Raw genomic sequence first — 25,549 nt, forward strand, 5'->3', positions numbered from 1 at the left:
CTGACGCCCTCGTCCAGCTGTGCGACGTCCAGCTCGCCGCCGGCAACCTGCCCACGTTGCGCACCTTCAAGCCCCACGTCGTGGTCACCATCCCGCTGGAGGAGCTGGTCGGCTCCGACACCAGCCCCGCGGTCGCCGACCTCGGCTTCGCTGCCATCTCCGCGGCCCGGGCCCGCTGGCTGGCGTGCGACGGGAACGTCACCCGCATCGTCGTCGGCCCCGAAGGCCAGCCGATGGACCTCGGCCGCACCCGCCGGGTCGTGCCACCCCACCTGCGGCGAGCCGTCGAGCACGCCGACCGGCACTGCGTCTTCGCCGGCTGCGACGCACCCAGCCACTGGTGCGACGTGCACCACCTCGTCCACTGGGCCCATGGTGGAGACACCGAACTGCACAACCTGGCCCTGCTGTGCGAGCGCCACCACACCAAGGTGCACCACGGGTTCCGGATCGAACGAGATGCCGACGGCCGATGGCACACCTACCGCCCCGACGGAACCGAGATCCTCGTCCTCCAGCGCATCACCCAGGAGACGGCCGACGCACGCGCCGGCTGAGCGGGACATCCCGCTTCCGCGCGGCGTCCCGACGAGTTCCCGAGCCGGTGTTCCAGCCGGACGGCGAACGGCGGCGAGTGGGGCCGATACCGTGTCGCCCGTGCAGCTGACCGTCGTCGACCACCCGCTGGCCCGTGCCCGCCTCTCCCGGATGCGGGACGAGCGCACGGACAACGCCATGTTCCGCGCCGCCCTGCGCGAGCTCACGCAGATGCTGGTCTACGAGGCCACGCGCGACCTGACCGTCGCGGAGGAGCCGATCACCACGCCGGTGACGGCCACGACCGGCTACCGCCTGGCCGCGCCGCCGCTCATCGTGCCGGTGCTGCGCGCGGGTCTCGGCATGGCCGACACCGCGCACGGGATGCTCCCCGAGTCCCAGATGGGCTTCGTCGGGCTGGCGCGCAACGAGGAGACCTTCCAGCCGGAGGCCTACATGGCCTCGCTGCCCGAGACGCTGGTCGGCCGCGACGTCTTCGTGCTCGACCCGATGCTGGCCACCGGTGGGTCGCTCGTGCACTGCTGCGACCTGCTGGTCGCGCGCGGGACCACGTCGATCACCGTGCTCTGCGCCCTCGCCGCTCCGGAGGGCATCCGGCGGCTGGAGGAGAGTGGACTGCCGCTGCGGGTGTTCACCGCCAGCCTGGAGGAGGGCCTGAACGACAAGGCCTACATCGTCCCGGGCCTGGGCGACGCCGGCGACCGCCAGTTCGGGTCGGTCTGACCGTGCGCTTCGGGGTCCTCGGCACGGGTCACTGGGCCCGTGCGGTGCATGCGACGGCGCTGTCCGAGCACCCGTCCGCCGAGCTGGTGGGCGTGTGGGGCCGCGACCCGGCGAAGGCCGAGGCGCTCGGCGCGGAGTTCGACGTCCCCGGCTACGGCGACGTCGACACGCTGCTGGCCGACGTCGACGCCGTCGCCATCGCCCTGCCGCCGGACGTGCAGGCGCCGCTCGCGGTGCGCGCGGCCGAGGCGGGCCGGCACCTGCTCCTGGAGAAGCCGATCGCGCTCGACGTCGCCGGTGCCGACCGCGTGGTCGACGCCGTGCGGTCGGCCGGCGTCGCCTCCGTCGTCTTCTTCACCTTCCGGTTCCAGACGGCGACCTCCACCTGGCTGACCCAGGCGGCGCGGACCCGGCTGGCCGGGGGCTCGGGCTCCTGGCTGTCGTCGCTGGCCGGCACCCCCTTCGCCGCCTCGCCCTGGCGGCAGGAGCACGGCGCGCTCTGGGACATCGGTCCCCATGCGCTGTCGGTCCTCGTGCCGGCGCTCGGGCCGGTCGTGGCCGTGCAGGCCGGCGCCGGTCTCCGCGACACCGTGCACCTGGTGCTCACCCACGAGTCGGGCACCGCGTCGACGATCACGCTGTCGCACACGGTGGCCCCGATGTCGACCGGCATCGAGTTCTACGTGCACGGCGACGCCGGGCGGCTGGTGCTGCTGCCCGAGGTCGACGAGCCGGTGGCCGCCTTCCGGGTCGCCGTCGACGAGCTGCGCGCGGCCGCCGTGACCGGCGGGATCCACCCCTGCGACGTCGGCTTCGGCCGGGACGTCGTCGCCGTCCTGGCGACGGCGGCCCGCGCGCTCGACTCCGGCTGCCGGGAGCCCGTGGCCCGCTGAGCCCTGGAGCTGCTCCTAGAGCCCGAGCGCCGCCGACATCTCCGCGCGCAGCTGGTCCAGCTCGTCGGCGCCCCGCCCGCGGGCGGCGATCATCCCGGCGTCGTCGTGCACCGGCACGACCGTCTCGAGGTAGGCCTTGAGCTTCGGCTCGGTCCCGGACGGCCGCACGATCACCCGCACGCCGTCGCCCAGCAGGCGCACCGCGTCGATCGGCGGCGTCGCCAGCGCCAGGTCGGCGAACTCCACCGGCCGGCCGAGCAGCTCGGCCGGCGGGGTCGAGCGCACCCGCGCCATCGCGTCCGAGATCACCGTGAGGTCCTCCACCCGGACCGACAGCTGCCCGGTGACGAACAGCCCGTGCTCGTCGGCCAGCTCGTCGAGCCGGTCGAGCACCGTGCGCCCCTCGGCCTTGAGCTCCGCGGCGAGCAGCGCGACGGCGAGCGCGGCGGAGATGCCGTCCTTGTCGCGCACCACCGACGGCGCCACCGAGTAGCCCAGGGCCTCCTCGTAGCCGTACACCAGCGGCGCCTGCTCCGAGCCCGCCCGCATGATCCACTTGAAGCCGGTCGGCGTCTCCTCCGACGGCACCCCGGCGGCCTCGGCGATCGCGTGCATCAGCGAGCCGCTCACCAGCGACGACGCGTACGTGCCCCGCGCCCCGCGCCGGATCAGCCAGTCGGCCAGGAGCGCGCCGACCTCGTCGCCGGTCAGCTGCCGCCCTCCGGCCACCACCGAGCAGCGGTCGGCGTCGGGGTCCTCGGCGATCGCGACGTCGGCCCCGACCCGCTCGGCCAGCGACAGCAGCAGGTCGACCGCGCCGGGCTCCTCCGGGTTCGGGAAGGACACCGTCGGGAACGCCGGGTCCGGGGCGTCCTGCTCCGGCACGCTCGCCGGCTCGCGCAACCCCGCGGCGGCGAACACCTTCCGGGTCGTGCCGGCGCCCACGCCGTGCATCGCCGTGTAGGCCACGGTCAGCGCGGAGCGTGCCTCGGCCGGCACCCGGGAGGGGTCGACCGCGCGGACGACGCCGTCGACGTAGGCGGTCTCGATGTCGTCGCCCAGGGTGTTCCAGTCGTCGGAGCGGGGGATCTCGCGCGCCGGCCCCATCGCCCCGATCGCCGTCTCGATCTCCCGATCCGCCGGCGGGACCAACTGGGCGCCGTCCCCGAGGTAGACCTTGTAGCCGTTGTCGTCGGGCGGGTTGTGGCTGGCGGTCACCATCACGCCGGCCACGGCGCCGAGATGCCGGACGGCGAAGGCCAGCACCGGGGTGGGCAGGGGCCGCGGCATCACCTGCACCGCGAAACCGGCGGCGGCCAGCACCTCGGCGGAGATCCGGGCGAACTCGTCGGACCGGCGGCGGGCGTCGAAGCCGATCACCACGCCGCCGCCCGCGTGCCCGGAGGCGATCAGCCAGGCGCCCAGGCCGGCGGCCGCGCGCGTGACGACGGCGGCGTTCATCCCCGCCGGACCCGCACGCAGCGGGCCGCGCAGACCCGCCGTCCCGAAGGTGAGCGGACCGGAGAACCGGCGGCCCAGCTCCTCGGTGTCCCCGGCCTCGACCAAGGTCAGGATCTCGGTCCGGTCGCCGGCGTGCGGGTCGGCCTGCGCCCAGGCGCGGGCGGTGTCGAGCAGGTCCTGCGTCATGCCGGGAAGTTCTCCGCGTCGAAGTCGGCCGTCGTGTACTCCCCGCCGACCCGGCGGTGCACCGGGTCGGACAGGTCGGGCTCGCCGTGCGCCTCGATCAGCGCCTCGGCGTACACCTCGGCGTCGTCGGCCGGCTCGTAGCCGAGCTCGCGGGCCGCGGTGAGGTCCCACCAGCGGCGGGTGTTGTCCGAGACGCCCCACACCACCCGGAAGCCCGGCGCCGGAGCGGTGAGGGCCGCGTGCACGAGCGAGACGGTGTCGTCGGGGGAGAGCCAGGTGGACAGCTGCCGGGTGGTGGTCGGCTCGGGAAACGCGCTGCCGATCCGCAGGCAGACGACGTCGAGGCCGTAGCGCTCGGCGTACAGCGAGCCCAGCGCCTCCATCGTGACCTTCGAGACGCCGTAGTAGGTGTCCGGCCGCGGCGGGGCGTCGGCCTCGCGCAGCAGGCCGCCGCCGTCGGGCCGCTCGGTGTAGCCGCTGGCGTGGTTGCTGCTGGCCAGCACCACACGCGGGACGCCGGCCTGCCGGGCGGCCTCCAGCGCGCAGTACGTGCCGTCGATGTTGGCGTTCCGGATCGTGGGCCAGGTCGACTCACCGGAGATCCCGGCCATGTGCGCGATCGCCGAGGCGCCCTGTGCGGCGTCGGTCATCGCGGCGAGGTCGGTGGCGTCGGCGACGAACTGCTCCTCACCCGGCCGCACGTCGGCGATCGGGACGACGTCGAGGCAGCGCAGCGCCCACCCGCGCTCGGGCAGCCCGCCGCGCAGGACGGTGCCGATCCGCCCCGCGGCGCCGGTGACCAGGACGAGGCTCACGGTGTCACTGCTCGCTCCCGCACGGCGGAGCCGGCCAGATCATGGAGCCGCTCACGGCAACCGGCCGATCAGCTCGACCAGGAACTCGCCCAGCCGCCCGGCCGCATCCTTGCCCGCGGCCAGCACCTCCGCGTGGTCGAGCTTCTCGCCGGTGATGCCGGCTGCCGCGTTGGTGACCATCGACAGGCCCAGGATCTCCAGGCCCGCCGCCCGTGCGGCGATCGCCTCCAGCGCCGTCGACATGCCCACGAGGTCCGCGCCCATGGTGCGCAGCATCCGGATCTCGGCCGGCGTCTCGTAGTGCGGGCCGGGCAGCTGGGCGTAGACGCCCTCCACCAGGGAGGGGTCCAGCTCGCGGGCCAGCGTGCGCAGGCGCGACGAGTACAGGTCGGTGAGGTCGACGAAGTTCGCGCCGACGAGCGGCGAGCGGGCCGTGAGGTTCAGGTGGTCGGAGATGACGACGGCCTGGCCCACCCGGTGTTCGGGGGCCAGCCCACCGGCGGCGTTGGTGAGGACGACCGTCGTCACGCCGGCCGCGGCGGCGGTGCGCACCCCGTGGACGACGGGGTCCACGCCGCGGCCCTCGTAGAAGTGGGTGCGGCCCAGGAAGAGCAGCACCTTCCGCTCGCCGACGCGGACCGAACGGACCTCGCCGCCGTGGCCGACGGCCGTGGGAGCGGCGAACCCCGGCAGGTCGCCGATGGCGACGGAGCCCTCGACGGCGCCGAAGGCGGTCGCCGCGGGGGCCCACCCGGAGCCCATGACGACGGCGACGTCGTGCGGTCCGCCGAGGGCGCCGGTCACGGCCTCGGCGGCCGATGCGGCCAGGGTGGTGGGGTCGGTGCCCGGGAGCTCGCTCACGCGGGGACGCTAGCGCAGCGGCCCAGGGAGGGTGCTGGAGCGGCCTGCTCGCAGGGTTCGGTCCACCGGCGGGGTGATCGTGCTCGCAGGCCCCTGCCTCGGGCGGTGGGCAGCGGTGATCGTCCCTATGCTCCGCCTGTGGAGATCCCCTTCCGTAGCTCGGAGCGCGCCAGCCTCGGTGTGGAGTGGGAGCTGCAGCTCGTCGACCGGGAGAGCCGCGAGCTCGCCTCCGGCGCCGTCGACATCCTCGAGGAGCTCCGGCCCGAGGGCGCCGAGGAGCACCCCAAGGCCAAGCACGAGCTGCTGCAGTCGACCGTCGAGATCATCACCGGGATCTGCAGCACCGTCCGGGAGGCCAAGGCCGACCTCGCCGGCACGCTGGCCGAGGTCGTGGCGTCCGCGGACCGGCACGGCCGCGGGGTCATGTGCGCCGGCAGCCACCCCTTCACCCGGTGGGACTCGCAGGAGATCTCGCCGAAGGAGCGCTACCACCAGCTCGTCGAGCGGATGCAGTGGCCCGCCCGCCGGTTGCAGATCTTCGGGGTGCACGTGCACGTCGGCGTCCGCTCGCCGGAGAAGGTCATGCCGATCGTCAACGCGCTGACCCAGTACCTCCCGTACTTCCTGGCGCTGTCGGCCTCCTCCCCGTTCTGGTCCGGGTGCGACACCGGTCTGGCCTCGGCGCGCACGAAGGTCTTCGAGGCCATGCCGACCGGTGGGCTGCCGCACCTGCTCGCCGACTGGGCCGAGTTCGAGGAGTACATGGAGACCCTCATCCGGGCCGGGGCGATCGAGAGCGTCCGCGAGGTGTGGTGGGACGTCCGCCCGCACCCGGACTTCGGCACCGTCGAGCTGCGCGTCTGCGACGGCCTCCCCACCCTCGACGAGATCGGCGCGGTCGCGGCGCTGACCCAGTGCCTGGTCGAGCAGTTCGACACCCAGCTCGACCGCGGCTACATCCTGCCCGCGCCGACCGAGTGGGTCGTGCGGGAGAACAAGTGGCGCGCGGTCCGCTACGGACTGGACGCCGAGATCGTCGTCGACGACCGCGGCACGGTGCAGCCGGTGCGCGAGGCGATCACGGCGCTGGTCGAGGAGCTGATGCCGACGGCGAAGCGGCTCGACTGCGAGGCGGAGCTCCGCGACGTCCTGCGCATCCTCGAGGTCGGCGCCTCCTATCAGCGCCAGCGCGCCGTCGCGCGGGCGCACGACGGGCAGCTCGCGCCGGTCGTGGACAGCCTGCTCGCCGAGCTCCGGGACGGACTGCCGTCGTCGAGCCCCGCCGCGGGCGGGCACGCCGCATGACGCCCGTCGCCGAGAAGCTGTCGGCGCAGGTCGACGAGTGGGCCGGCGCGCACCGCCAGGAACTGGTGTCGGTGCGCCGGCACCTGCACGCCCACCCCGAGCTGGCCTTCGCCGAGTTCGAGACGACGGCCTTCCTCGAGCAGCGCCTCCGCGACGCCGGGCTCGACCCGCGCCGGCTGCCCACCGGGACCGGGCTGGTGTGCGAGGTCGGCAGCGGGGAGGGGCCCACCGTCGTCCTGCGCGCCGACATCGACGCGCTGCCGTTGAGCGACCTCAAGGACGTGCCGTACGCCTCCACCCGCGACGGGCTCTGCCACGCGTGCGGCCACGACGTCCACACCACCGTGGTCCTGGGCGTGGCGCTCGCGCTCGCCGGCCTGGACGGCCTGCCCGGCCGCGTGCGGTTCGTCTTCCAGCCGGCGGAGGAGACGGTGCCCGGCGGGGCCACCGAGGTGGTCGCCTCCGGAGTCCTCGACGGCGCCTCCCGGGCCTTCGCGCTGCACTGCGATCCGGCGGTGCCCGTGGGCCGGGTGGGCCTGCGGACCGGGCCGATCACCGCGGCCTGCGACCGGGTGGACGTCACCCTCACCGGGCCGGGCGGGCACACCGCGCGGCCGCAGATGACCGTCGACCTGGTCGACGCCCTCGGCCGGCTGATCACCGACCTGCCCGGCCTCCTGTCCCGGCAGGTCGACCCCCGCTCGGGGATGAGCCTGGTCTGGGGCGCGGTGAACGCCGGCGTGGCCGCCAACGCGATCCCGCAGCGCGGCACCCTGCGCGGCACCGTCCGGGTGCTCGACCGCGACGCCTGGAGGGACGCCGAGGCGCTGCTGACCTCGCTGGTCGAGCGGGTGGCGGCGGCCACCGGTGCCGAGGTCGGCGTCGACTACATCCGCGGTGTGCCGCCGGTGGTCAACGACCCGCGGTGCGTGGCCCTGCTGCGGTCGGCCGCGATCGGCTCGATTGGCGCCGACAACGTCGTGCTCTCCCAGCAGAGCATGGGCGGTGAGGACTTCGGCTGGTTCGCCGACCTCATGCCCATCGCGCTGGCCCGGCTGGGAACGCACGGCGGCGGCGCGCCGCTGGACCTGCACCGGGGCACCTTCGACGTCGACGAGCGCGCCATCGGCGTCGGCGTCCGGCTGCTGGCGCGGACGGCGCTGCTCGCGCTCGAGGCCGACGCCGAACCGGCTCCGACCGGCTCACCGGCACCCCCTCGCACGCGGCGCCCGGCCCCCGGAGACACTTCTGCCCGACGAGCCGTCGACGAGAGGCGGGAACCTGAGGATGAGCACGTCCGACCAGACGAGCGGTCAGGCCCCAGCGGCGGCTGACGCCGAGGTGCCGGCCGAGCACGCGGTCCCCGAGGACCTGGCGCTCGCCGGCGAGTTCGACGCGGTCACGCGCGACCAGTGGCGGGAGCTGGTCGCCGGTGTGCTGCGCAAGGCCGGCCGCGAGGACCTCCCCGACGTCGTCGAGGACGCCCTGCGACGACCGGTGGCCACGGGCGTGAGCGTGGCGCCGCTCTACACCGCCGAGGACGCCGGCGATCTGCCGACGGGCGTCGGCGTGCCCGGACTGCCGCCGTTCGTGCGCGGCGGCCGCCCCGCCGGTGGTCCGGCCGGGTCGGCCGAGGTCACCGCGGCCGGTGGCGCCGAGGGCGGCGCGGCAGGCGGCTGGGACGTCCGCCAGCGACACGCCCACCCCGACGTCACCGTGACCAAGGAGGCCATCGCGGCCGACCTGGAGAACGGCGTCACCTCGCTGTGGCTGGTGCTCGGCGAGGGGGCGATCCCGGTCGACGCGCTCGGCGACGTGCTCTCCGACGTCTACCTCGACCTGGCGCCGGTGAGCGTCTCCGGTGGGTCCACGGCCGCGGAGGCGTTCCTCGCGCTGGTCGACGGCCGCGCAGATCTCGCGCCCGGCGGCTCGCTCGGCCTGGACCCGCTCGGTGTGGAAGCTGCGTCGGGGGAGCGGCAGGACCTCTCCGGCCTGGCCGACGTCGCCCGTCGCGCCGCCGCACATCCCGGTCTGCGCACCGTCGTCGTCGACGGCACGATCTACGCCGACGCCGGAGCCTCCGTGGTCGAGGAGCTCGGCTGCTCGCTCGCCGCGGGGGTCGCCTACCTGCGGGCGCTCACCGACGCGGGGCTGTCGGTCGACGAGGCCGCCGCCGCGCTGGAGTTCCGCTGGTCGGCCACCGCTGACCAGTTCACGACCATCGCCGCGCTGCGCGCCGCCCGCCGGCTGTGGGACCGGGTGGGCGAGGTCGCCGGCGCCTCCGCCGAGGTCCGCGCCCAGCGCCAGCACGCCGTCACCTCCTCGGTGATGACGACGAAGCGCGACCCGTGGGTCAACATGCTGCGCACCACCGTCGCCTGCTTCGCCGCGGGCGTGGGTGGTGCCGACGCGGTGACCGTCCAGCCGTTCGACGCCGCACTCGGCCTGCCCGACTCCTTCTCCCGTCGGATCGCGCGCAACACCCAGAACCTGCTGGTCGAGGAGGGGCACCTCGGTCGCGTGCTCGACCCGGCCGGCGGCTCCTGGTACGTCGAGTCGCTCACCGACTCCCTGGCCGGGGCCGCGTGGGACTGGTTCACCGAGATCGAGCGCGCCGGCGGGCTGTCGGCGGCCCTGGCCTCGGGTCTGGTCCGCGACCGGATCGCGCAGGCGTGGGACTCCCGCGCGAAGCGGCTGGCCACCCGCGCCGAGGCGATCACCGGCGTCAGCGAGTTCCCCTCCCTCGCCGAGAAGCTGCCCGAGCGGCAGCCCGCGGCCGACCTGCACCCCACCGGCGGGCTGCCGCGCGTGCGGGCCGCGCAGGAGTACGAGGCGCTGCGCGACGCCGCCGACGCCGCGGCTCCCCGCCCGGCGGTGTACCTGGCCACCATCGGCCCGATCGCGAAGCACACCGCCCGCGCCACTTTCGCCAGCAACCTGTTCCAGGCCGGCGGGCTCGCGACGCCGTCCGGTGACGGGGTCTCCGGCCTCGCGGAGGCACGGACGGCGGTCGCCTGCATCTGCGGCACCGACAAGGACTACGCCGGGTCCGCCGCGGCCCTGGCGAAGGAGCTCAGGGCGGCCGGTGCCACCCAGGTGTGGCTGGCCGGCAAGCCCGATCTGGCCGTCGAGGGTGTCGACGGGTACGTCTTCGCCGGCTGCGACGCGCTCGCGGCCCTGCGCACGGTGCACGAGCAGCTGGAGGTCCAGGCATGAGCGCGATCCCCGACTTCGGTTCCGTGGAGCTGGGCTCCCCGTCCCAGGGTGGCTCGGCCGACGACTGGGCCAAGGCGTTCGAGGAGGCGACCGGGCGGAGCGTGGCGGAGGCGGCCTGGGAGACCCCCGAAGGCATCTCCGTCCCGCCGCTCTACACGCACGAGCACCTCGAGGGCCTGGACTTCCTGGAGACGCTGCCCGGGCTCCCACCGTTCCTGCGCGGGCCCTACCCGACGATGTACACGACCCAGCCGTGGACCGTGCGCCAGTACGCGGGCTTCTCCACCGCGGCGGAGTCCAACGCGTTCTACCGGCGCAACCTCGCCGCCGGGCAGAAGGGCCTGTCGATCGCCTTCGACCTGCCCACCCACCGCGGCTACGACTCCGACCACCCGCGCGTGGTCGGCGACGTCGGCATGGCCGGGGTCGCGATCGACTCGATCCTGGACATGCGGCAGCTCTTCGACGGCATCCCGCTGGACAAGATGTCGGTGTCGATGACCATGAACGGCGCGGTGCTCCCGGTGCTCGCGCTCTACATCGTCGCCGCCGAGGAGCAGGGCGTGAGCCCCGGTCAGCTGACCGGCACCATCCAGAACGACATCCTCAAAGAGTTCATGGTGCGCAACACCTACATCTACCCGCCCAAGCCCTCGATGCAGATCATCAGCGACATCTTCTCCTTCACCGCGAAGGAGATGCCGAAGTTCAACTCCATCTCGATCTCCGGCTACCACATCCAGGAGGCCGGCGCGACGGCCGACCTGGAGCTGGCCTACACCCTCGCCGACGGCGTCGAGTACCTGAAGGCCGGCCAGGCCGCGGGCATGGACGTGGACGCTTTCGCGCCCCGCCTGTCGTTCTTCTGGGCCATCGGCATGAACTTCTTCATGGAGGTCGCGAAGCTCCGGGCGGGTCGGCTGCTGTGGGCCAAGCTCGTGAAGGAGGCGGGCGCGCAGAACCCGAAGTCGCTGTCGCTGCGCACCCACTCGCAGACCTCGGGCTGGTCGCTGACCGCGCAGGACGTCTACAACAACGTCGTCCGCACCTGCCTGGAGGCCATGGCCGCCACGCAGGGGCACACCCAGTCGCTGCACACCAACGCCCTCGACGAGGCGCTCGCGCTGCCCACCGACTTCTCCGCCCGCATCGCCCGCAACACCCAGCTGCTGCTGCAGCAGGAGTCCGGCACCACCCGCGTCGTCGACCCGTGGGGCGGCTCGGCCTACGTCGAGAAGCTCACCTACGACCTGGCCCGCCGCGCCTGGGCGCACATCCAGGAGGTCGCCGAGCACGGCGGAATGGCGCAGGCCATCGACGACGGCATCCCGAAGCTGCGCATCGAGGAGGCGGCGGCCCGCACCCAGGCGCGCATCGACTCCGGCCGCCAGCCGGTCATCGGCGTGAACAAGTACCGCGTCGACGCCGACGAGGCCATCGAGGTCCTCAGGGTCGACAACAAGGACGTGCTCGCGCAGCAGAAGGCCAAGCTCGAGCAGCTGCGCGCCGAGCGCGACGGGCAGGCCGTCGAGCAGGCGCTGGGCCGGCTCACCGACGCCGCCCGCTCGGCCGCCGAGGGTCTCCGGGGCAACGACCTCGACGCCAACCTGCTGAAGCTCGCCGTCGACGCCGCGCGGGCCAAGGCCACGGTCGGGGAGATCTCCGACGCGCTGGAGGCGGTCTACGGCCGGCACGCCGGCCAGGTCCGCACCATCTCCGGGGTCTACCGCGACGAGGTCAATTCTGGAGGGCATGGAATGCCCGGTCCCATGGAGGAGACGCGCCGCCAGGCCGAGGAGTTCGCCGAGGGCGAGGGCCGCCGGCCGCGCATCCTGGTGGCCAAGATGGGCCAGGACGGGCACGACCGCGGGCAGAAGGTCATCGCCACCGCCTTCGCCGACCTGGGCTTCGACGTCGACGTCGGCCCGCTCTTCCAGACGCCGGAGGAGGTCGCCCGGCAGGCGGTGGAGGCCGACGTGCACGTCGTCGGCGTCTCGTCGCTGGCCGCCGGCCACCTGACGCTGGTGCCGGCGCTCAAGGACGCGCTGGCCGAGCTCGGTGCCGAGGACGTGCTCATCGTGGTCGGCGGGGTCATCCCGCCCGACGACGTCCCGACGCTCAAGGAGATGGGTGCGGCGGCGGTCTTCCCGCCCGGCACCGTCATCGCCGAGGCGGCCCAGGAGCTGCTGCGGACGCTGGCGCAGCGTCTGGGTCACTGATGGCGCGGGACGTCGACGTCCCGGCGCTCGTCGAGGGGGTGCTCGCCGGGAACCGCCGGGTGATGGCCCGAGCCATCACGCTGGTCGAGTCGCGGCGGGCCGACCACCGCGAGCGGGCGCAGGAGCTTCTGGTCGAGCTGCTGCCGCACGCCGGGGGAGCGCGCCGGATCGGCATCAGCGGCGTCCCCGGCGTGGGCAAGTCGACCTTCATCGATCAGCTCGGCGTGGACCTGACCGCGGCGGGATCGAAGGTGGCGGTCCTCGCCGTCGACCCGTCGTCGGCCCGGTCGGGCGGCTCGATCCTCGGGGACAAGACCCGCATGGCGCGGCTGGCGGTGGACGAGAACGCCTTCATCCGGCCCTCGCCGACGTCGGGGACCCTCGGCGGGGTCGCCCAGGCCACCCGGGAGTCGATGGTGGTCGTCGAGGCCGCCGGGTACGACGTCGTCCTGGTCGAGACCGTGGGCGTCGGGCAGTCGGAGATCACCGTCGCGGAGATGGTCGACTCGTTCCTGTTCCTGACCATCGCCCGCACCGGCGACCAGCTCCAGGGCATCAAGCGCGGCATCCTCGAGATCGCCGACGTCATCGCCGTCAACAAGGCCGACGGGCCGGCCGCCGCCGACGCGCGCAAGGCCGCCCGGGAGCTCTCCTCGGCGATCCGGATGCTGCGCGGGCGCGGCGAGCCGTGGGACGTGCCGGTGCTGACCTGCGCCGGGCTCACCGGCGAGGGGCTCGACGAGGTGTGGGCCAAGCTGGTCGAGCACCAGGAGCGGGCCAAGGCCTCCGGCGCCTTCGACGAGCGCCGGCGCAGCCAGCAGGTGCGGTGGACCTGGCAGCTCGTCCGCGACTCGCTCGAGCACCAGCTCCGGGCCCACCCGGGTGTGCGCGCGGCCGTGCCGGACCTGGAGAAGGCCGTCCTCGCCGGCGAGCTCACCCCCGCCCTTGCCGCGCAGCAGATCCTGGCGACGTTCCTGGCCGCCCCGCCGTGATCATGAAGTCCGGGATGCGACACGCGGCGGCTGCCCGGGTTTCGCTTCCCGCACTTCATGATCACGCGGGATCCACATCATCGGGCGCACTCCACAGATCCACGACGGCGCTGTCGGCGGTGCTGGCTGGTGCCGACGCTGCCCGCATGGACTTCGCGTTCTACCGGATGGTCAGCGCCCAGCACGGGGTCTTCACGACCGCCCAGGCGCTCGCGCACTTCGGTGACACCGCGGTGAGGGCTCAGGTGCGCGCCGGTCGATGGCGGCGAAGTCGCTGGCGGGGCGTCCTGGTCGACGCCGAACTGCCGGACTCGCCCGCGCTCCATCTGAGGGCGGCCTCCCTGGCCGTCGGTGCGGACCTGGTGGCCTGCCACTCGACCGCGGCCGCCGTGTGGGGATTCGACGTGCTCGCTTCGGAGACGTTGCACTTTCTCGGCCCCCCGGCCCTGGTGAACCGCCGACTGCCGGGCATCCAGGTGCACCCGTCGAACCTGGGGTGCGACGACGCCGTGCTCGTCGACGGCACGTGGTGCACACCGCCGGCCCGGACGGCGTGCGACGTCGTCCGGAACACCGCACCGATCGACGGGCTGGCGACCCTGGACGCGGCCCTCCGGTCGGGAACCTGCACGCGGGGCGAGCTGGCTGCCGCCGCCGAGGCGATGCGCGGGCTCCGGCAGGTCGTGCGGCTGCGTGATTTGGTGCCACACGCGGAGCCGGGCGCTGAGTCACCGATGGAGTCGCGGATGCGCTGGCGCTTCATCGACGCGGGACTTCCGGCACCTTCCGTCCAGGTGCCGCTGAGCGATGCCGGTCGCACCCACTACCTCGACACCGGATGGTGCGAGGACCGCGTCGGCGCCGAGTTCGACGGACTGGAGGCGCATATGACCCGCGAGCAGCTGGCCCGTGACCGCGACCGGCACAACTGGATCACCGAGCACCGCTGGGTTCTCCTGCACGTCACGGCGGTCGACGTCTACCGGCGAGCGGAGGCGATGGTTGCACGTGCGGCGCGGGCCCTCGGACTGCCCCCTTCCGCGGTGATCATGAAGCGCGGGAAGCGACACGCGCCGGCCGCCCGGGGTGTCGCTTCCCGGAGTTCATGATCACGCGAAGGGGGGAGAGGCAGTCAGAACGCCGAGCGGCAGGGGCGGGCGCGCAGCTCGCGCAGGTAGTCGTCGGGTGCGCCGGCGGCCTCGGCGCCGTCGGCGATCGCGCCGAGGTGGCGCGCCGAGGGGAGCCCGCCCTCGAACGCGTCCAGCACGTAGGCGTAGGCGACGACGTCGCCGGACAGCGTGTGCACCCGCAGGTGCACCCGCCGGTAGAGGCCCGAGTCGGCACCCTCCCACGCGTCCAGCGCCCGCTCGTCGGCCTCGGTGAGGTCGTAGAGCGCCGCGAACACCGCGTCGTCGTCGGCGCCGTCCTCGGCCGGGACGAGGGTGGCCAGCGCGCCCTCCCAGCCCAGCTCCTCGCCGCCGAACGTCAGCCGCCAGCCGTGGATCCAGCCGGTCCCGGTGTGCGGCGAGGACGGGCACCGGCGCAGCATCTGGGCTGGGTCCATGTTCGACCCGTAGGCGGCGTAGAGGGCCATGGGAGGCGAGACTAACCAGCGCGGGGGCGTGCCGGGGCAGGGCGGTCGCACCCAACGTCGCCCGCACCGGGGACAATGGGCCCCGACACACGGCTCGGCGACGAAAGATGGACCCATGACCCGCATCGTCATCATCGGTGGTGGACCGGCCGGTTACGAGGCCGCCCTGGTCGCCGCGCAGCTCGGCGCCCAGGTCACCGTCATCGAGCGCGACGGCATCGGTGGGGCCAGCGTGCTCACCGACTGCGTCCCCTCCAAGGCGCTCATCGCCGCGGCCGGCGCGATGACCTCGGTGCGCGACTCCGCCGTCCTCGGCGTGCACGGGGCCGAGTTCGGCACGGCGACCCTCGACCTCACCGCCGCCAACCAGCGGGTCAAGAACCTGTCGCTGGCGCAGTCCGCCGACATCCACGCCCGCCTCGAGGGCGAGGGCGTGCGCATCGTCCGCGGCCAGGCCCGTCTCGCCGACGACGTCCCCGGGCTCGCCACGCACGAGGTCGAGATCCTGGACGAGACCGGCGCGGTCGTCGACGAGATCGAGGGCGACGTCGTCCTCATCGCCACCGGCGCCGATCCGCGCGTGCTCCCGGGCGCCGAGCCCGACCACGAGCGGATCCTCGACTGGCGCGACGTCTACGACCTCGACCAGATGCCCGAGCACCTCGTGGTCGTCGGCTCCGGCGTCACCGGCGCCGAGTTCGCCTCCGGCTACCTCGAGGCCGGCGTGCCGGTCACCCTCGTCTCCTCCCGCGACCGGGTGCTCCCGGGCGAGGACTCCGACGCCGCGGAGGTGCTGGAAGAGGTCTTCCAGTCGCGCGGCGGCCGCCTGGAGCGCGGCCGGGCCGCCGGCGTGCGGCGCACCGAGAAGGGTGTCGTCGTCGAGCTGACCGGCGGGCGCACCGTCGAGGGCTCGCACGCCCTGATGACCGTCGGCACCGTGCCGAACACCGCCGGCCTGAACCTCGAGTCCCACGGCATCCAGGTCACCGAGTCCGGGCACGTCGTGGTCGACCGCGTCTCCCGCACCTCCGTGCCGGGCATCTACGCGGCCGGCGACGTCACCGGCGTCTTCCAGCTGGCCTCCGTCGCCGCGATGCAGGGCCGGATCGCCATGTGGCACGCCCTCGGCGAGGCCGTAGCTCCGATCAAGCTCAAGACGGTGGCCGCGAACGTCTTCACCCACCCGGAGATCGCCACCGTCGGCGTGCAGGAGAAGTCGCTGGCCGACGACGCCGACGTGGAGGTGGTGCGGCTGCCGCTGGCCACCAACGCCCGCGCCAAGATGAGCGACCTGCGCGCCGGGTTCGTGAAGCTGTTCGCCCGCCGCTCGACCGGTGTCATCGTCGGCGGTGTCGTCGTCTCGCCGGGGGCGTCGGAGCTGGTGCTGCCGATCGCGCTCGCCGTCACCAAGGGGCTCACGGTCGCCGACCTGGCGCAGACGTTCGCGATCTACCCGTCGCTGTCGGGCTCGATCACCGAGGCCGGCCGACGGCTGATGGGCGCCGACGACCTCGCCTGAACGAGGACCCCTGCGGAGGGGCCGGCAGGGGGCGGCTGAGGTCGCAGCGACGGGTGTGACCCGAGTGCAGCAGGTTCGGCTCAACATCGCCGATCCGGTGCCGACCGGGCGCGCGACCGCCGATGGACAGGTCGATGTCTGCTGACCACGACCTCCGTCGTCCCCGCGGCTGCCATGCCCTGCTGCGTTCGCTCGTCGTCCCCGCGACGCTGACCGCCGCGGTTCTCGGCGCCGTCGCCGTCCCGGGCACCGCGGCCGCCGAGGCCACGACCACGGTCGCCGGCGAGCTCGTCCACGCCGTGGCCGAGGGCGAACCCGGCGCGCACCCGCACGACGGCGACTCCGACGGCCGGATCAGCTGGGTCGCGACCGCCGACGGCACCGTGCCCGTGGAGGGCCAGCAGATCGCCGCTGTCCCGACCGGCTCCACCGTCCAGCTCACCGTCGGCACCGCCCAGGACGACGGCCACGGCACCGAGCCGGCCCTGCCGGTCCTCCGCAGTGACGTGACGCAGCAGGAGCAGCCGCCGGCACCGCCCGTCGCCGCCGCCCGCTCCGGGCTGACCAACCAGGTCACGGTGGTGCAGGTCGCGCCCGCCGGGACCTCGCCCGACAGCACGCGCCTCTCGGACGTCGTCGCCACCGTGGACGGCCCGGTCGCCGGCTTCTGGTCGCAGCAGACCGGCGGCACCCTGTCCCTGGGCGTCACCGCCGCGCACGACTGGGTGCGCACCACCGCCGGCTGTGCGAATCCCGAGGCGCTGTGGGACGAGGTCGCGGCGGAGGTCGGCTTCCAGGCCGGGCCCGGCCAGCACCTCCTCCTGCGGCTCAGCAGCGAGACCGCCCGCCAGGCCGGCTGCTCGTACGCCCTCGCGCAGGTCGGCGCCGGCATCATGTCCGGCGGCCGGCTGTACGTGCGGGAGAACCTCACCTCGGTCATCGCGCACGAGCTGGGCCACAACTTCGGCCTCGGGCACTCCTCCGCCGAGCAGTGCGACGGCGCGGTCGAGGGCGGCTCCTGCCGCACCAGCGGCTACCGCGACTACTACGACGTCATGGGCGCCTCGTGGTCGCAGCTGGGCTCGCTGAACGCCCCGCAGGCCGCGACCCTCGGCGTGCTCGCCCCCGACGCGCAGCGCACCGTACGCACCGGTGAGGCGGCTGCCACCGTGACCCTCGGTCCGCTGGGCGGCACCGGGCTCCGGGCGCTGCGCCTGGCCGGCGCCGACGGCACCGACTACTGGCTGTCCTACCGCGGGGCCACGGGGCAGGACGCCTGGCTGGGCGGCCGCGACAACGTCTACCGGCTCGACGCCGGCGTGCTGCTGCACCGCACGGGCACCTTCCCCGACACCTCGCTGCTGCTGGACGGCACGCCCGCCGCGGCCTCGGGCTGGGACGCCGACCTGCAGTCCGCCGTGCCGGTGGGCTCTCCCGTCGCGCTGGCCGGCGGGGACTTCACCGTGTCCGTGCAGTCGGTGACCGGCCAGGGCGCCGTCGTCCAGGTCGTCCCCGCGGCCGGGGCCGGCAGCGTTCCCGCCCCGGCCCGCCCGGCCGCGCCGGTCCCGGGCGTGGTCGTGGCCGGCACCCCCGGCTCGGTAGCCGTCCCCGAGACGGCCGGAGTGCCCCAGCAGCCCGCGCTCGGGCCGCCGTTCCTGGCCGCTTCGCCGCCCGCCCGGGACGCGGTGTCCCTCGAGCCCGTCGCCAACAACTCCGGCTCCTTCGGCGGCCTCGTCGTGCCGGCGGCGCTCACGGTCCTGGCCGGCGCCGTCCTGTTCCTGGTGCAGCGTCTCCGGCGCCGTCCGGTCCGCCTCCGCTGATCGCATGCACCTCGGCGGAAAAGCGCCGGTGTGGTTGCTTCCGGTGCCGGGCCCGCCGATGGGTTGGGTGGTCCCCTCTCGTCTGGAGTCGTTCGTGTCCCGCACCCGGCGCTGGTCCCTGCGCACGCTCGTCCTCGCCACCACGGCCGCCGTGGTGGTCCCGGTGCTGTTCGTCCCGGCCCCGGTGCGCGCCGAGGAGCGCGCCCCGGCCGCGAGCACCGCGCCCGGCGACACCGTCGTCGGCGAGCTCGTGCAGGCCTGGCCCGAGCACGAGGACCCCGCCGACGCGGTGGAGCACGGCGACGAGGGCCCGCTGAGCTGGGTGCGGGCGGAGGACGGCGAGACCGTCCGCGTGCCGACCGAGGACGTCTCCGACATCGAGGTGGGGTCCACCGTCGAGGTCACGGTCGGCGACGAGGTCGACGACGAGCCGGCCGCGGCACCGGGTCTGGAGTCCGCCGTCGAGGTGCTGGACGCCGCGGTCCTGGCGCCGCCACCCGTCGCGGCGGCCGCGCCTCCGGGCACGACGAACCAGATCACCGTGGCGATGGTGAACCCCAGTGGCGGCGTGCGGGACGGTGCCCGGCTCGCCGACGTCGTCGCCATGGTCGACGGCCCGGTCCGCACCTTCTGGTCCGAGCAGACCGGGAACGCCGTCCAGATCGGTGTCGCCGCCTCGCACGACTGGATCGACACCACGGCGGCCTGCTCGACGCCCTACGCCCTGTGGGATGAGGTGGCCGGCCGGATCGGCTGGACCCCCGGCCCGGGGAAGCACCTGATGCTCTACGTCTCCAGCACCCCGGGGAACCTCTCGGGCTGCTCCTACGGGCTCGCCCAGGTGGGCCAAGGTGGCACCGCGGGCGGTTACTCCTACGTGCGCGGGATCCGGCTGTCGGTCATGGCCCACGAGCTCGGCCACAACCTGGGCCTCGGGCACTCCTCGGAGTACCAGTGCGACGACCAGGGCTCCTGCCGCACCCGGCCGTACTACGACTGGTACGACGTCATGGGCGTCTCCTGGGAGCAGGTGGGCGCGCTGAACACCCCGCAGCTCCAGCTGCTGGGCCCCTCGCCCGCGTGGCAGGAGGGCCGTGACTGGGCGCGGCTGGCCACCACCAGCCCAGCACAGGACGTGACCCTCGCACCGGTCTCCTCGACCGGACAGCTCCGTGGCCTCCAGCTCGACGCCGGCTCGGGGGAGACCTACTGGTTGGAGTACCGGGCACCGCTGAACCGGGACGCCTGGCTGGGAACGACCGCCAACCGGGTGGGACTGGAGTCCGGCCTGGTGCTGCGGCGAGCCGGGACCGGGTCGGACACCTCACTGCTCCACGACCCGACGCCGTCCTCCCGCGCCGTCTGGGACGACGACCTGCAGACCGCTCTGCGGGTGGGCGTCCCGGTCCCGGTGGCCGGCGGGATGTTCGTGCTGACCCTGCGCAGTGCCGACGGCGCGAACGGCGCCACCGTGAGCGTCGCCGTCTCGGACCGCCCGCTCTCCTCCGGGGGCGCCATCGCGGCGCGGCACCAGGCATCCGGTGGGAACACCGGGCCGCTGGGTCCGCCGGTGTCGCCGGAGGCCTGCGGTCTCCGCGACGGCGGCTGCCGGCAGCACTTCGCGTCCGGTTCCATCTACTGGACGCCCGCCACAGGAGCCCATGTGGTCCGGGGGGTGATCCGGGACATGTGGCGGAGCCTGGGCACGGAGAACGGGCCGATGGGCTATCCCACCGGATCGGAGACCGCAGTGCCCGGTGGGCTGAAGGCCGCCTTCGCCGGGGGTGGCATCTACTGGTCGGCGTCGACCGGTGCCAAGGGCGTTCGCGGTGCGCTGCGGGCGAAGTACGAGGCGGCCGGAGGGCCGGCGGCGCTCGGTTTCCCGGTGGCGCACGACGGGGCGACCGCCGACGGCACGGGTGCGCTGGTGCGGCTGCAGGGCGGATGGATCACCTGGTCGCCGGCGACGGGTGCGCACGTGGTGCGCGGGGCGATCCTGGACATGTGGCGTCAGCTGGGCGCGCAGGCGGGGCCGATGGGTTATCCGACCGGTGACGACATGGCGGTGCCGGGGGGTTACAAGACCGACTTCGCCGGGGGTGGCATCTACTGGTCGGCCTCGACCGGTGCCAAGGGCGTTCGCGGTGCGCTGCGGGCGAAGTACGAGGCGGCCGGAGGGCCGGCGGCGCTCGGTTTCCCGGTGGCGCACGACGGGGCGACCGCCGACGGCACGGGTGCGCTGGTGCGGCTGCAGGGCGGATGGATCACCTGGTCGCCGGCGACGGGTGCGCACGTGGTGCGCGGGGCGATCCTGGACATGTGGCGTCAGCTGGGCGCGCAGGCGGGGCCGATGGGTTATCCGACCGGTGACGACATGGCGGTGCCGGGGGGTTACAAGACCGACTTCGCCGGGGGTGGCATCTACTGGTCGGCCTCGACCGGTGCCAAGGGCGTTCGCGGTGCGCTGCGGGCGAAGTACGAGGCGGCCGGGGGACCGGCGGCGCTGGGCTTCCCGGTCCGGCACGACGGCGCCACCAACACCGGCGGCGGTGCCTTCGTGGACCTGACCGGCGGGTCCATCTACTGGTCACCGGGCAGCGCCGCGACCGTGGTCCGCGGAGCCGTCCTCACGGCGTGGCGCCGGCTGGGCGCGCAGGGTGGGGAACTCGGCTTCCCCACGGTCGAGGCCACCCCGCTGGCCGACGGCAGCGGCACCGAGACCCGGTTCCAGCGGGGGTCGCTGGTCGAGCGGTCCGACGGCGCTGTCGAGCGCCGCTAGGACGTGGTCTGCGTCCGGGCCCGAGGACCCGGACGCAGACCGCGCTCACTCCGCGTCGGCGATGGTGCAGATGACCGCACCGCTGGTGACGGCTGCACCGACCTCGGCCGACAGGCCCGAGATCGTGCCCCCCTTGTGCGCGGTGATGGGCTGCTCCATCTTCATGGCCTCGAGGACCACGACGAGGTCGCCCGCCGCCACGGTGGCGCCGTCCTCGACCGCGACCTTGACGATCGTGCCCTGCATCGGCGAGGTGAGGGAGTCGCCGGAGGCCGCCGAGCTGCCACCACCGCTGCCGCGCTTGCGCGGCTTCGCGGCCGCGCCCGCCGCAGCGCCGCCGCCTCCGCCCGCGGCCAGCCCGGCCGGCAGTGAGACCTCGAGCCGGCGACCGCCGACCTCGACCACGACGGTCTGCCGGGGGGCGTCCTCGTCCCGGTCGGACGGGGCGGCGTCGTAGGGCTGGACCTGGTTGTCCCACTCGGTCTCGATCCAGCGGGTGTGGACCGTGAACGGCTCGCTGGTGAATGCCTCGTCGCGGACGACGGCGCGGTGGAACGGGATGACCGTGGGCATGCCCTCGACGACCAGCTCGTCCAGCGCCCGGCGGGCCCGCTGCAGGGCCTCCTCGCGGGTGGCTCCGGTGACGATCAGCTTCGCCAGCATCGAGTCGAACGCGCCGGCCACCTCGCCGCCGGTCTCCACGCCGGAGTCCCAGCGCACGCCGGGGCCCTGCGGGATCTCCAGCCGCTCGACCGGCCCCGGGGCCGGCATGAAGTTGCGGCCGGCGTCCTCGGCGTTGATGCGGAACTCGATGCTGTGCCCGCGCGGGGTCGGGTCCTCGGTGATCTCCAGGGGGAGACCCTCGGCGATGCGGAACTGCTGGCGGACCAGGTCCAGGCCGCTGGTCTCCTCGGAGACCGGGTGCTCGACCTGCAGCCGGGTGTTGACCTCGAGGAAGGAGATCGACCCGTCGGCACCGACGAGGTACTCGACGGTGCCGGCGCCGTAGTAGCCGGCCTCGGCGCAGATCGCCTTGGCCGACGAGTGGATCCGCTCGCGCTGCTCGTCGGTGAGGAACGGCGCGGGGGCCTCCTCGACCAGTTTCTGGTTCCGGCGCTGCAGGGAGCAGTCGCGGGTGCCGACGACGACGACGTTGCCGTGCTGGTCGGCGATGACCTGTGCCTCGACGTGCCGGGGCTTGTCCAGGAAGCGCTCGACGAAGCACTCGCCGCGGCCGAAGGCGGAGACGGCCTCGCGGACGGCGGAGTCGAACAGCTCGGGGATCTCCTCCATGGTGCGGGCCACCTTGAGCCCGCGGCCGCCACCGCCGAACGCCGCCTTGATGGCGACCGGGAGGCCGTGCTCCTCGGCGAAGGCCACGACCTCGTCGGCGCCGCCGACGGGGTCCTTGGTGCCGGGGACCAGCGGGGCGCCGGCCTTGGTGGCGATGTGCCGCGCCTTCACCTTGTCGCCGAGCGAGATGATCGCGTCGGGCGAGGGGCCGATCCAGGTGAGCCCGGCATCGAGAACGGCCTGGGCGAAGTCGGCGTTCTCCGAGAGGAAGCCGTAGCCGGGGTGGATCGCGTCGGCGCCGGACTGCTCGGCGGCGTCGATGATCTTGTCGATGACCAGGTAGGAGTCACCCGGGGTGGTGCCGCCGAGCGCGAAGGCCTCGTCGGCGACGCGCACGTGCAGTGCGTCGCGGTCGGGCTCGGCGTAGACCGCGACGCTGGTGAGACCCGCGTCCTTGCACGCGCGGGCCACGCGGACCGCGATCTCGCCACGGTTGGCGATGAGGACCTTCTGCACCGGTGCTCTCCCTCTTCTGGTGGGCCGGTCGAACTGTGGACGGTGCCCGCGCCGGGCGGGGTGGAACGGGGGCGTCGCGGTGGTCAGCGGCGCCAGAGGTCGGTGATGGTCAGCCCGCGCTTGCCCAATTGCGTGCGCAGCACGGTGAGGGACAGGCCGACGACGGCCGCCGGGTCGCCCTCGACGCGGCGGACGAACGGTGCGCCCAGCCCGTCGAGGGTGAAGGCCCCGGCCACGGCCAGCGGCTCGCCGGTGGCGAGGTAGGCCTCCACCTCCGGCGGCGTGGGGTCGGCGAAGTAGACGACGGTGGAGGCCACCGCGATGTCGCGGCTGACCACTGCGCCGTCGCGCACGTCGAACAGCGCCTGACCGGTGTGCAGCACACCCGACCGGCCGGCCATCCGGCGCCAGCGGTCACGGGCCTCGGCGGCGTCGGCCGGCTTGCCCTGTGGCTTGCCGCCGAACTCCAGCAGCGAGTCCGCGCCGATCACCAGCGCGTCGGTCTCCCGCTTGGCGACGTCGGCGGCCTTGGCCGCGGCCAGCAGGGCGACCTGCTCGGCGACGCGGGGAGCGGTGTAGCCGGACTCGTCGACGCCGCTGACGACGACCTCGGGAGAGAGCCCGGCCTGGCGCAGCAGCGTCAGGCGGGCGGGGGATGCCGAGGCCAGCACCAGCCGGCGGTCCTCGGTCACGCGAACCTCCCGGCGGCACGCCAGCCGCCGGGACCGGCCTGCTGGGGGCGGCGATGCGTGTCGCCGTAGGACGCCCACGCACCGATCGGGGTGGGCCGCCGGCGGGTGCGGCGCTGGGAGAGCGCCGCCACCACCACGGTGAGCGCGGCCAGCTCCTCGGCCGTCGGGTCGCCCTTGACGACCCGCAGCAGGGGACGGGGCTCCGTCGTCGTCTCGGTCATCAGAGGGGGATGTTCCCGTGCTTCTTCGGCGGTAGGGTCTGGCGCTTGTTGGCCAGTACGCGCAGCGCCTTGGTCACCTGCACTCGGGTGTGCGACGGGGGGATCACCGCGTCCACGTATCCCCGGTCGGCCGCGATGTAGGGGTTGGCGAGGGTGTCCTCGTACTCCGCGATGAGCTCCGCGCGACGGGACTCGGGGTCCTCGGCGGCGGCGAGCTCCTTGCGGTAGAGGATCCCGACCGCGCCCTGGGCGCCGACGACGGCGATCTGCGCGGTCGGCCACGCCAGGTTGACGTCGGCCCCGAGGTGCTTGGAGCCCATGACGTCGTAGGCGCCCCCGTAGGCCTTGCGGGTGATCACCGTGATCAGCGGGACGGTGGCCTCGGCGTAGGCGTAGATCAGTTTCGCGCCGCGGCGGATGATGCCGTCCCACTCCTGCGACGTGCCCGGCAGGAAGCCCGGGACGTCGACGAAGGTGAGCACCGGGATGTTGAAGGCGTCGCAGGTGCGCACGAACCGTGAGGCCTTCTCGCTGGCGTCGATGTCCAGCGTGCCAGCGAACTGGGTGGGCTGGTTGGCCACGACCCCGACCGGGCGGCCCTCGACCCGGCCGAAGCCGATGAGGATGTTCGGCGCGAAGAGCGGCTGCACCTCGAGGAACTCCCCGTCGTCGAGGACGTGCTCGATGACGGTGTGCATGTCGTAGGGCGTGTTCGCCGAGTCCGGGATGAAGGTGTCCAGCTCGAGGTCGAAGTCGGTCAGCGCGGCGGGCAGCACCACGTCGACCGGTGCCATCTCGACGGCCGGCAGCGGGTCGAGGTTGTTGCTCGGCAGGTAGGACAGCAGCGCCTTGACGTAGTCCAGGGCGTCGGCCTCGTCCTCGGCGAGGTAGTGCGCCACGCCGGACTTGGTGTTGTGCGTCCGGGCGCCGCCGAGCTCCTCGAGGGAGACGTCCTCGCCGGTCACGGTCTTCACGACGTCGGGGCCGGTGATGAACATCTGGCTGGTCTTGTCGACCATGACGATGAAGTCGGTCAGCGCGGGGGAGTAGACGTGCCCACCGGCGGCCGGGCCCATGACCAGCGAGATCTGCGGGATGACGCCGGAGGCGTGCACGTTGCGCTGGAAGATCTCGCCGTACAGGCCGAGGGAGACCACGCCCTCCTGGATGCGGGCGCCACCGCCCTCGTTGATGCCGATGACCGGGCAGCCGTTCGTGATGGCGAAGTCCTGGACCTTGACGATCTTCTCGCCGTAGACCTCACCGAGGCTGCCGCCGAAGACGGTCACGTCCTGGCTGAAGATGGCCACCGGCCGGCCGTCGACCGTGCCGTAGCCGGTGACGACGCCGTCGCCGAACGGGCGCTTGTCGGCCATCCCGAAGTTCGTGGACCGGTGCCGGGCGAACTCGTCGAACTCGGTGAACGACCCGGGGTCCAGCAGCGCCTCGATCCGCTCGCGGGCGGTCATCTTCCCCGCGGCGTGCTGCTTCTCCACCGCGCGCTCGGACCCCGCGTGCTGGGCCTCCTGGACGCGTCGCTCGAAGTCGGCGAGCTTCCCGGCGGTCGTGTGGATGTCGACGTCGTCGGGGATGTGCTCCCCGGCGCTCTCCAGTTCGGCGGCACTCACGCTTGCTCGATCTCCTCGCTGGCGCTGGTCGGCCGCCGGGGCGGCGCTCCTGTGCTCGGGCATGACCTGGCGAGCCGGGCCACGGGATCCGTAGCGTAGGCGAGCGCCCGATCGGCTTCCTGCCGGCGTCCCGGCGTCCGCCGTTCGGGTGGTGACGGCGGTCACCGGCGTCGGCTGTCGCCCTGCCCGGAAGGCGTGCACTATGACAGGGAGCCCTCGCCCGACGGGCTCCGGGCCACCCGCCCCGAGCCCCGGGCC

The 25,549-nt window shown here is 74.0% G+C and carries 20 protein-coding genes; 12 read left to right on the forward strand and 8 right to left on the reverse strand.

The window, feature by feature from the left end; translation table 11 throughout:
• The 3 genes from C5508_RS13455 to C5508_RS13465 form a co-directional block, all read left to right on the forward strand.
• Window positions 1-557: HNH endonuclease signature motif containing protein (locus tag C5508_RS13455; protein WP_157944090.1), on the forward strand; the 557-nt coding region annotated here is incomplete at its 5' end.
• A 100-nt stretch (window positions 558-657) separates the two neighbouring features.
• Window positions 658-1,281: a uracil phosphoribosyltransferase gene (gene upp, locus C5508_RS13460; RefSeq protein WP_104525477.1), complete on the forward strand. Its 624-nt coding sequence runs from the start codon at window positions 658-660 to the stop codon at window positions 1,279-1,281.
• A gap of 2 nt (window positions 1,282-1,283) precedes the next feature.
• Window positions 1,284-2,174: a Gfo/Idh/MocA family protein gene (locus C5508_RS13465; protein ID WP_104525461.1), complete on the forward strand. Its 891-nt coding sequence runs from the start codon at window positions 1,284-1,286 to the stop codon at window positions 2,172-2,174.
• A gap of 15 nt (window positions 2,175-2,189) precedes the next feature.
• Here C5508_RS13465 and C5508_RS13470 read toward each other — a convergent pair whose 3' ends face one another.
• Genes C5508_RS13470 through C5508_RS13480 form a run of 3 tightly spaced genes read right to left on the reverse strand, consistent with a single transcriptional unit; the run spans window position 2,190 to window position 5,497 of the window.
• A complete protein-coding gene (locus C5508_RS13470; protein WP_104525462.1) occupies window positions 2,190-3,821 on the reverse strand; it encodes a phospho-sugar mutase in 1,632 nt (543 codons plus the stop codon).
• Window positions 3,818-4,636 carry an NAD-dependent epimerase/dehydratase family protein gene (locus tag C5508_RS13475; RefSeq protein WP_104525463.1) on the reverse strand — a complete coding sequence of 273 codons (819 nt, stop codon included), beginning with the start codon at window positions 4,634-4,636 and terminating at the stop codon, window positions 3,818-3,820. The genes C5508_RS13470 and C5508_RS13475 overlap by 4 nt, the downstream gene beginning before the upstream one ends.
• A 51-nt stretch (window positions 4,637-4,687) precedes the next feature.
• Window positions 4,688-5,497 carry a purine-nucleoside phosphorylase gene (locus C5508_RS13480; RefSeq protein WP_198598074.1) on the reverse strand — a complete coding sequence of 270 codons (810 nt, stop codon included), beginning with the start codon at window positions 5,495-5,497 and terminating at the stop codon, window positions 4,688-4,690.
• 138 nt (window positions 5,498-5,635) lie between these two features.
• On the opposite strand from C5508_RS13480, the gene C5508_RS13485 reads away from it, so the two are divergent.
• From C5508_RS13485 to C5508_RS13510, 6 genes are all read left to right on the forward strand, one after another.
• Window positions 5,636-6,802 (forward strand): glutamate--cysteine ligase, encoded by a 1,167-nt coding sequence (locus C5508_RS13485; RefSeq protein WP_104525464.1) that lies wholly within the window; start codon window positions 5,636-5,638, stop codon window positions 6,800-6,802.
• Window positions 6,799-8,136 (forward strand): amidohydrolase, encoded by a 1,338-nt coding sequence (locus C5508_RS13490; RefSeq protein WP_104525465.1) that lies wholly within the window; start codon window positions 6,799-6,801, stop codon window positions 8,134-8,136. The genes C5508_RS13485 and C5508_RS13490 overlap by 4 nt, the downstream gene beginning before the upstream one ends.
• Window positions 8,090-10,018 carry a methylmalonyl-CoA mutase family protein gene (locus C5508_RS13495; protein WP_104525466.1) on the forward strand — a complete coding sequence of 643 codons (1,929 nt, stop codon included), beginning with the start codon at window positions 8,090-8,092 and terminating at the stop codon, window positions 10,016-10,018. The genes C5508_RS13490 and C5508_RS13495 overlap by 47 nt, the downstream gene beginning before the upstream one ends.
• The gene (scpA, locus tag C5508_RS13500) at window positions 10,015-12,237 is read left to right on the forward strand and encodes a methylmalonyl-CoA mutase (RefSeq protein ID WP_104525467.1); all 2,223 of its coding nucleotides are present in this window, start codon (window positions 10,015-10,017) and stop codon (window positions 12,235-12,237) included. Before C5508_RS13495 ends, scpA begins: the two co-directional genes overlap by 4 nt.
• The gene (meaB, locus tag C5508_RS13505) at window positions 12,237-13,229 is read left to right on the forward strand and encodes a methylmalonyl Co-A mutase-associated GTPase MeaB (protein WP_104525468.1); all 993 of its coding nucleotides are present in this window, start codon (window positions 12,237-12,239) and stop codon (window positions 13,227-13,229) included. The genes scpA and meaB overlap by 1 nt, the downstream gene beginning before the upstream one ends.
• A gap of 146 nt (window positions 13,230-13,375) precedes the next feature.
• Window positions 13,376-14,338 carry a hypothetical protein gene (locus tag C5508_RS13510; RefSeq protein ID WP_157944091.1) on the forward strand — a complete coding sequence of 321 codons (963 nt, stop codon included), beginning with the start codon at window positions 13,376-13,378 and terminating at the stop codon, window positions 14,336-14,338.
• 23 nt (window positions 14,339-14,361) lie between these two features.
• Here C5508_RS13510 and C5508_RS13515 read toward each other — a convergent pair whose 3' ends face one another.
• On the reverse strand, window positions 14,362-14,823 hold the full coding sequence (locus tag C5508_RS13515) for a gamma-glutamylcyclotransferase (protein WP_104525470.1): 462 nt from the start codon (window positions 14,821-14,823) through the stop codon (window positions 14,362-14,364).
• Between the two features lie 115 nt (window positions 14,824-14,938).
• On the opposite strand from C5508_RS13515, the gene C5508_RS13520 reads away from it, so the two are divergent.
• The 3 genes from C5508_RS13520 to C5508_RS13530 all read left to right on the forward strand — a co-directional run bounded on the left by C5508_RS13520 (window position 14,939) and on the right by C5508_RS13530 (window position 20,941).
• On the forward strand, window positions 14,939-16,342 hold the full coding sequence (locus C5508_RS13520; protein ID WP_104525471.1) for an NAD(P)H-quinone dehydrogenase: 1,404 nt from the start codon (window positions 14,939-14,941) through the stop codon (window positions 16,340-16,342).
• 134 nt (window positions 16,343-16,476) lie between these two features.
• Complete coding sequence (locus tag C5508_RS19980) at window positions 16,477-18,162, forward strand: reprolysin-like metallopeptidase (RefSeq protein WP_198598075.1); 1,686 nt, start codon at window positions 16,477-16,479, stop codon at window positions 18,160-18,162.
• Window positions 18,163-18,256: 94 nt separating this feature from the next.
• The gene (locus C5508_RS13530) at window positions 18,257-20,941 is read left to right on the forward strand and encodes a reprolysin-like metallopeptidase (RefSeq protein WP_104525472.1); all 2,685 of its coding nucleotides are present in this window, start codon (window positions 18,257-18,259) and stop codon (window positions 20,939-20,941) included.
• A 45-nt stretch (window positions 20,942-20,986) separates the two neighbouring features.
• On the opposite strand, the gene C5508_RS13535 is transcribed toward C5508_RS13530, so the two are convergent.
• From C5508_RS13535 to C5508_RS13550, 4 genes are all read right to left on the reverse strand, one after another.
• Window positions 20,987-22,750, reverse strand: a complete 1,764-nt coding sequence (locus C5508_RS13535) for an acetyl/propionyl/methylcrotonyl-CoA carboxylase subunit alpha (protein ID WP_104525473.1) — start codon at window positions 22,748-22,750, stop codon at window positions 20,987-20,989.
• Between the two features lie 83 nt (window positions 22,751-22,833).
• On the reverse strand, window positions 22,834-23,442 hold the full coding sequence (locus C5508_RS13540) for a Maf family protein (RefSeq protein ID WP_104525474.1): 609 nt from the start codon (window positions 23,440-23,442) through the stop codon (window positions 22,834-22,836).
• Window positions 23,439-23,663, reverse strand: coding sequence for an acyl-CoA carboxylase subunit epsilon (locus tag C5508_RS13545; protein WP_104525475.1), 225 nt, complete (start codon window positions 23,661-23,663; stop codon window positions 23,439-23,441). The genes C5508_RS13540 and C5508_RS13545 overlap by 4 nt, the downstream gene beginning before the upstream one ends.
• The gene (locus C5508_RS13550) at window positions 23,663-25,291 is read right to left on the reverse strand and encodes an acyl-CoA carboxylase subunit beta (RefSeq protein WP_104525476.1); all 1,629 of its coding nucleotides are present in this window, start codon (window positions 25,289-25,291) and stop codon (window positions 23,663-23,665) included. The genes C5508_RS13545 and C5508_RS13550 overlap by 1 nt, the downstream gene beginning before the upstream one ends.
• Window positions 25,292-25,549 lie beyond the last annotated feature (258 nt).

The organism is Blastococcus atacamensis (genome assembly GCF_002938425.1).
Classification (GTDB): domain Bacteria; phylum Actinomycetota; class Actinomycetes; order Mycobacteriales; family Geodermatophilaceae; genus Blastococcus; species Blastococcus atacamensis.

What these genes read in the sequence shown, in the direction of transcription:
- C5508_RS13470 (WP_104525462.1), bottom strand. Translation starts at nt 3,821, where the DNA reads ATGACGCAGGACCTGCTCGACACCGCCCGCGCCTGGGCGCAGGCCGAC.
- C5508_RS13490 (WP_104525465.1), top strand. Translation starts at nt 6,799, where the DNA reads ATGACGCCCGTCGCCGAGAAGCTGTCGGCGCAGGTCGACGAGTGGGCC.
- C5508_RS13495 (WP_104525466.1), top strand. Translation starts at nt 8,090, where the DNA reads ATGAGCACGTCCGACCAGACGAGCGGTCAGGCCCCAGCGGCGGCTGAC.
- scpA (WP_104525467.1), top strand. Translation starts at nt 10,015, where the DNA reads ATGAGCGCGATCCCCGACTTCGGTTCCGTGGAGCTGGGCTCCCCGTCC.
- meaB (WP_104525468.1), top strand. Translation starts at nt 12,237, where the DNA reads ATGGCGCGGGACGTCGACGTCCCGGCGCTCGTCGAGGGGGTGCTCGCC.
- C5508_RS13510 (WP_157944091.1), top strand. Translation starts at nt 13,376, where the DNA reads ATGGACTTCGCGTTCTACCGGATGGTCAGCGCCCAGCACGGGGTCTTC.
- C5508_RS13515 (WP_104525470.1), bottom strand. Translation starts at nt 14,823, where the DNA reads ATGGCCCTCTACGCCGCCTACGGGTCGAACATGGACCCAGCCCAGATG.
- C5508_RS13520 (WP_104525471.1), top strand. Translation starts at nt 14,939, where the DNA reads ATGACCCGCATCGTCATCATCGGTGGTGGACCGGCCGGTTACGAGGCC.
- C5508_RS19980 (WP_198598075.1), top strand. Translation starts at nt 16,477, where the DNA reads ATGTCTGCTGACCACGACCTCCGTCGTCCCCGCGGCTGCCATGCCCTG.
- C5508_RS13545 (WP_104525475.1), bottom strand. Translation starts at nt 23,663, where the DNA reads ATGACCGAGACGACGACGGAGCCCCGTCCCCTGCTGCGGGTCGTCAAG.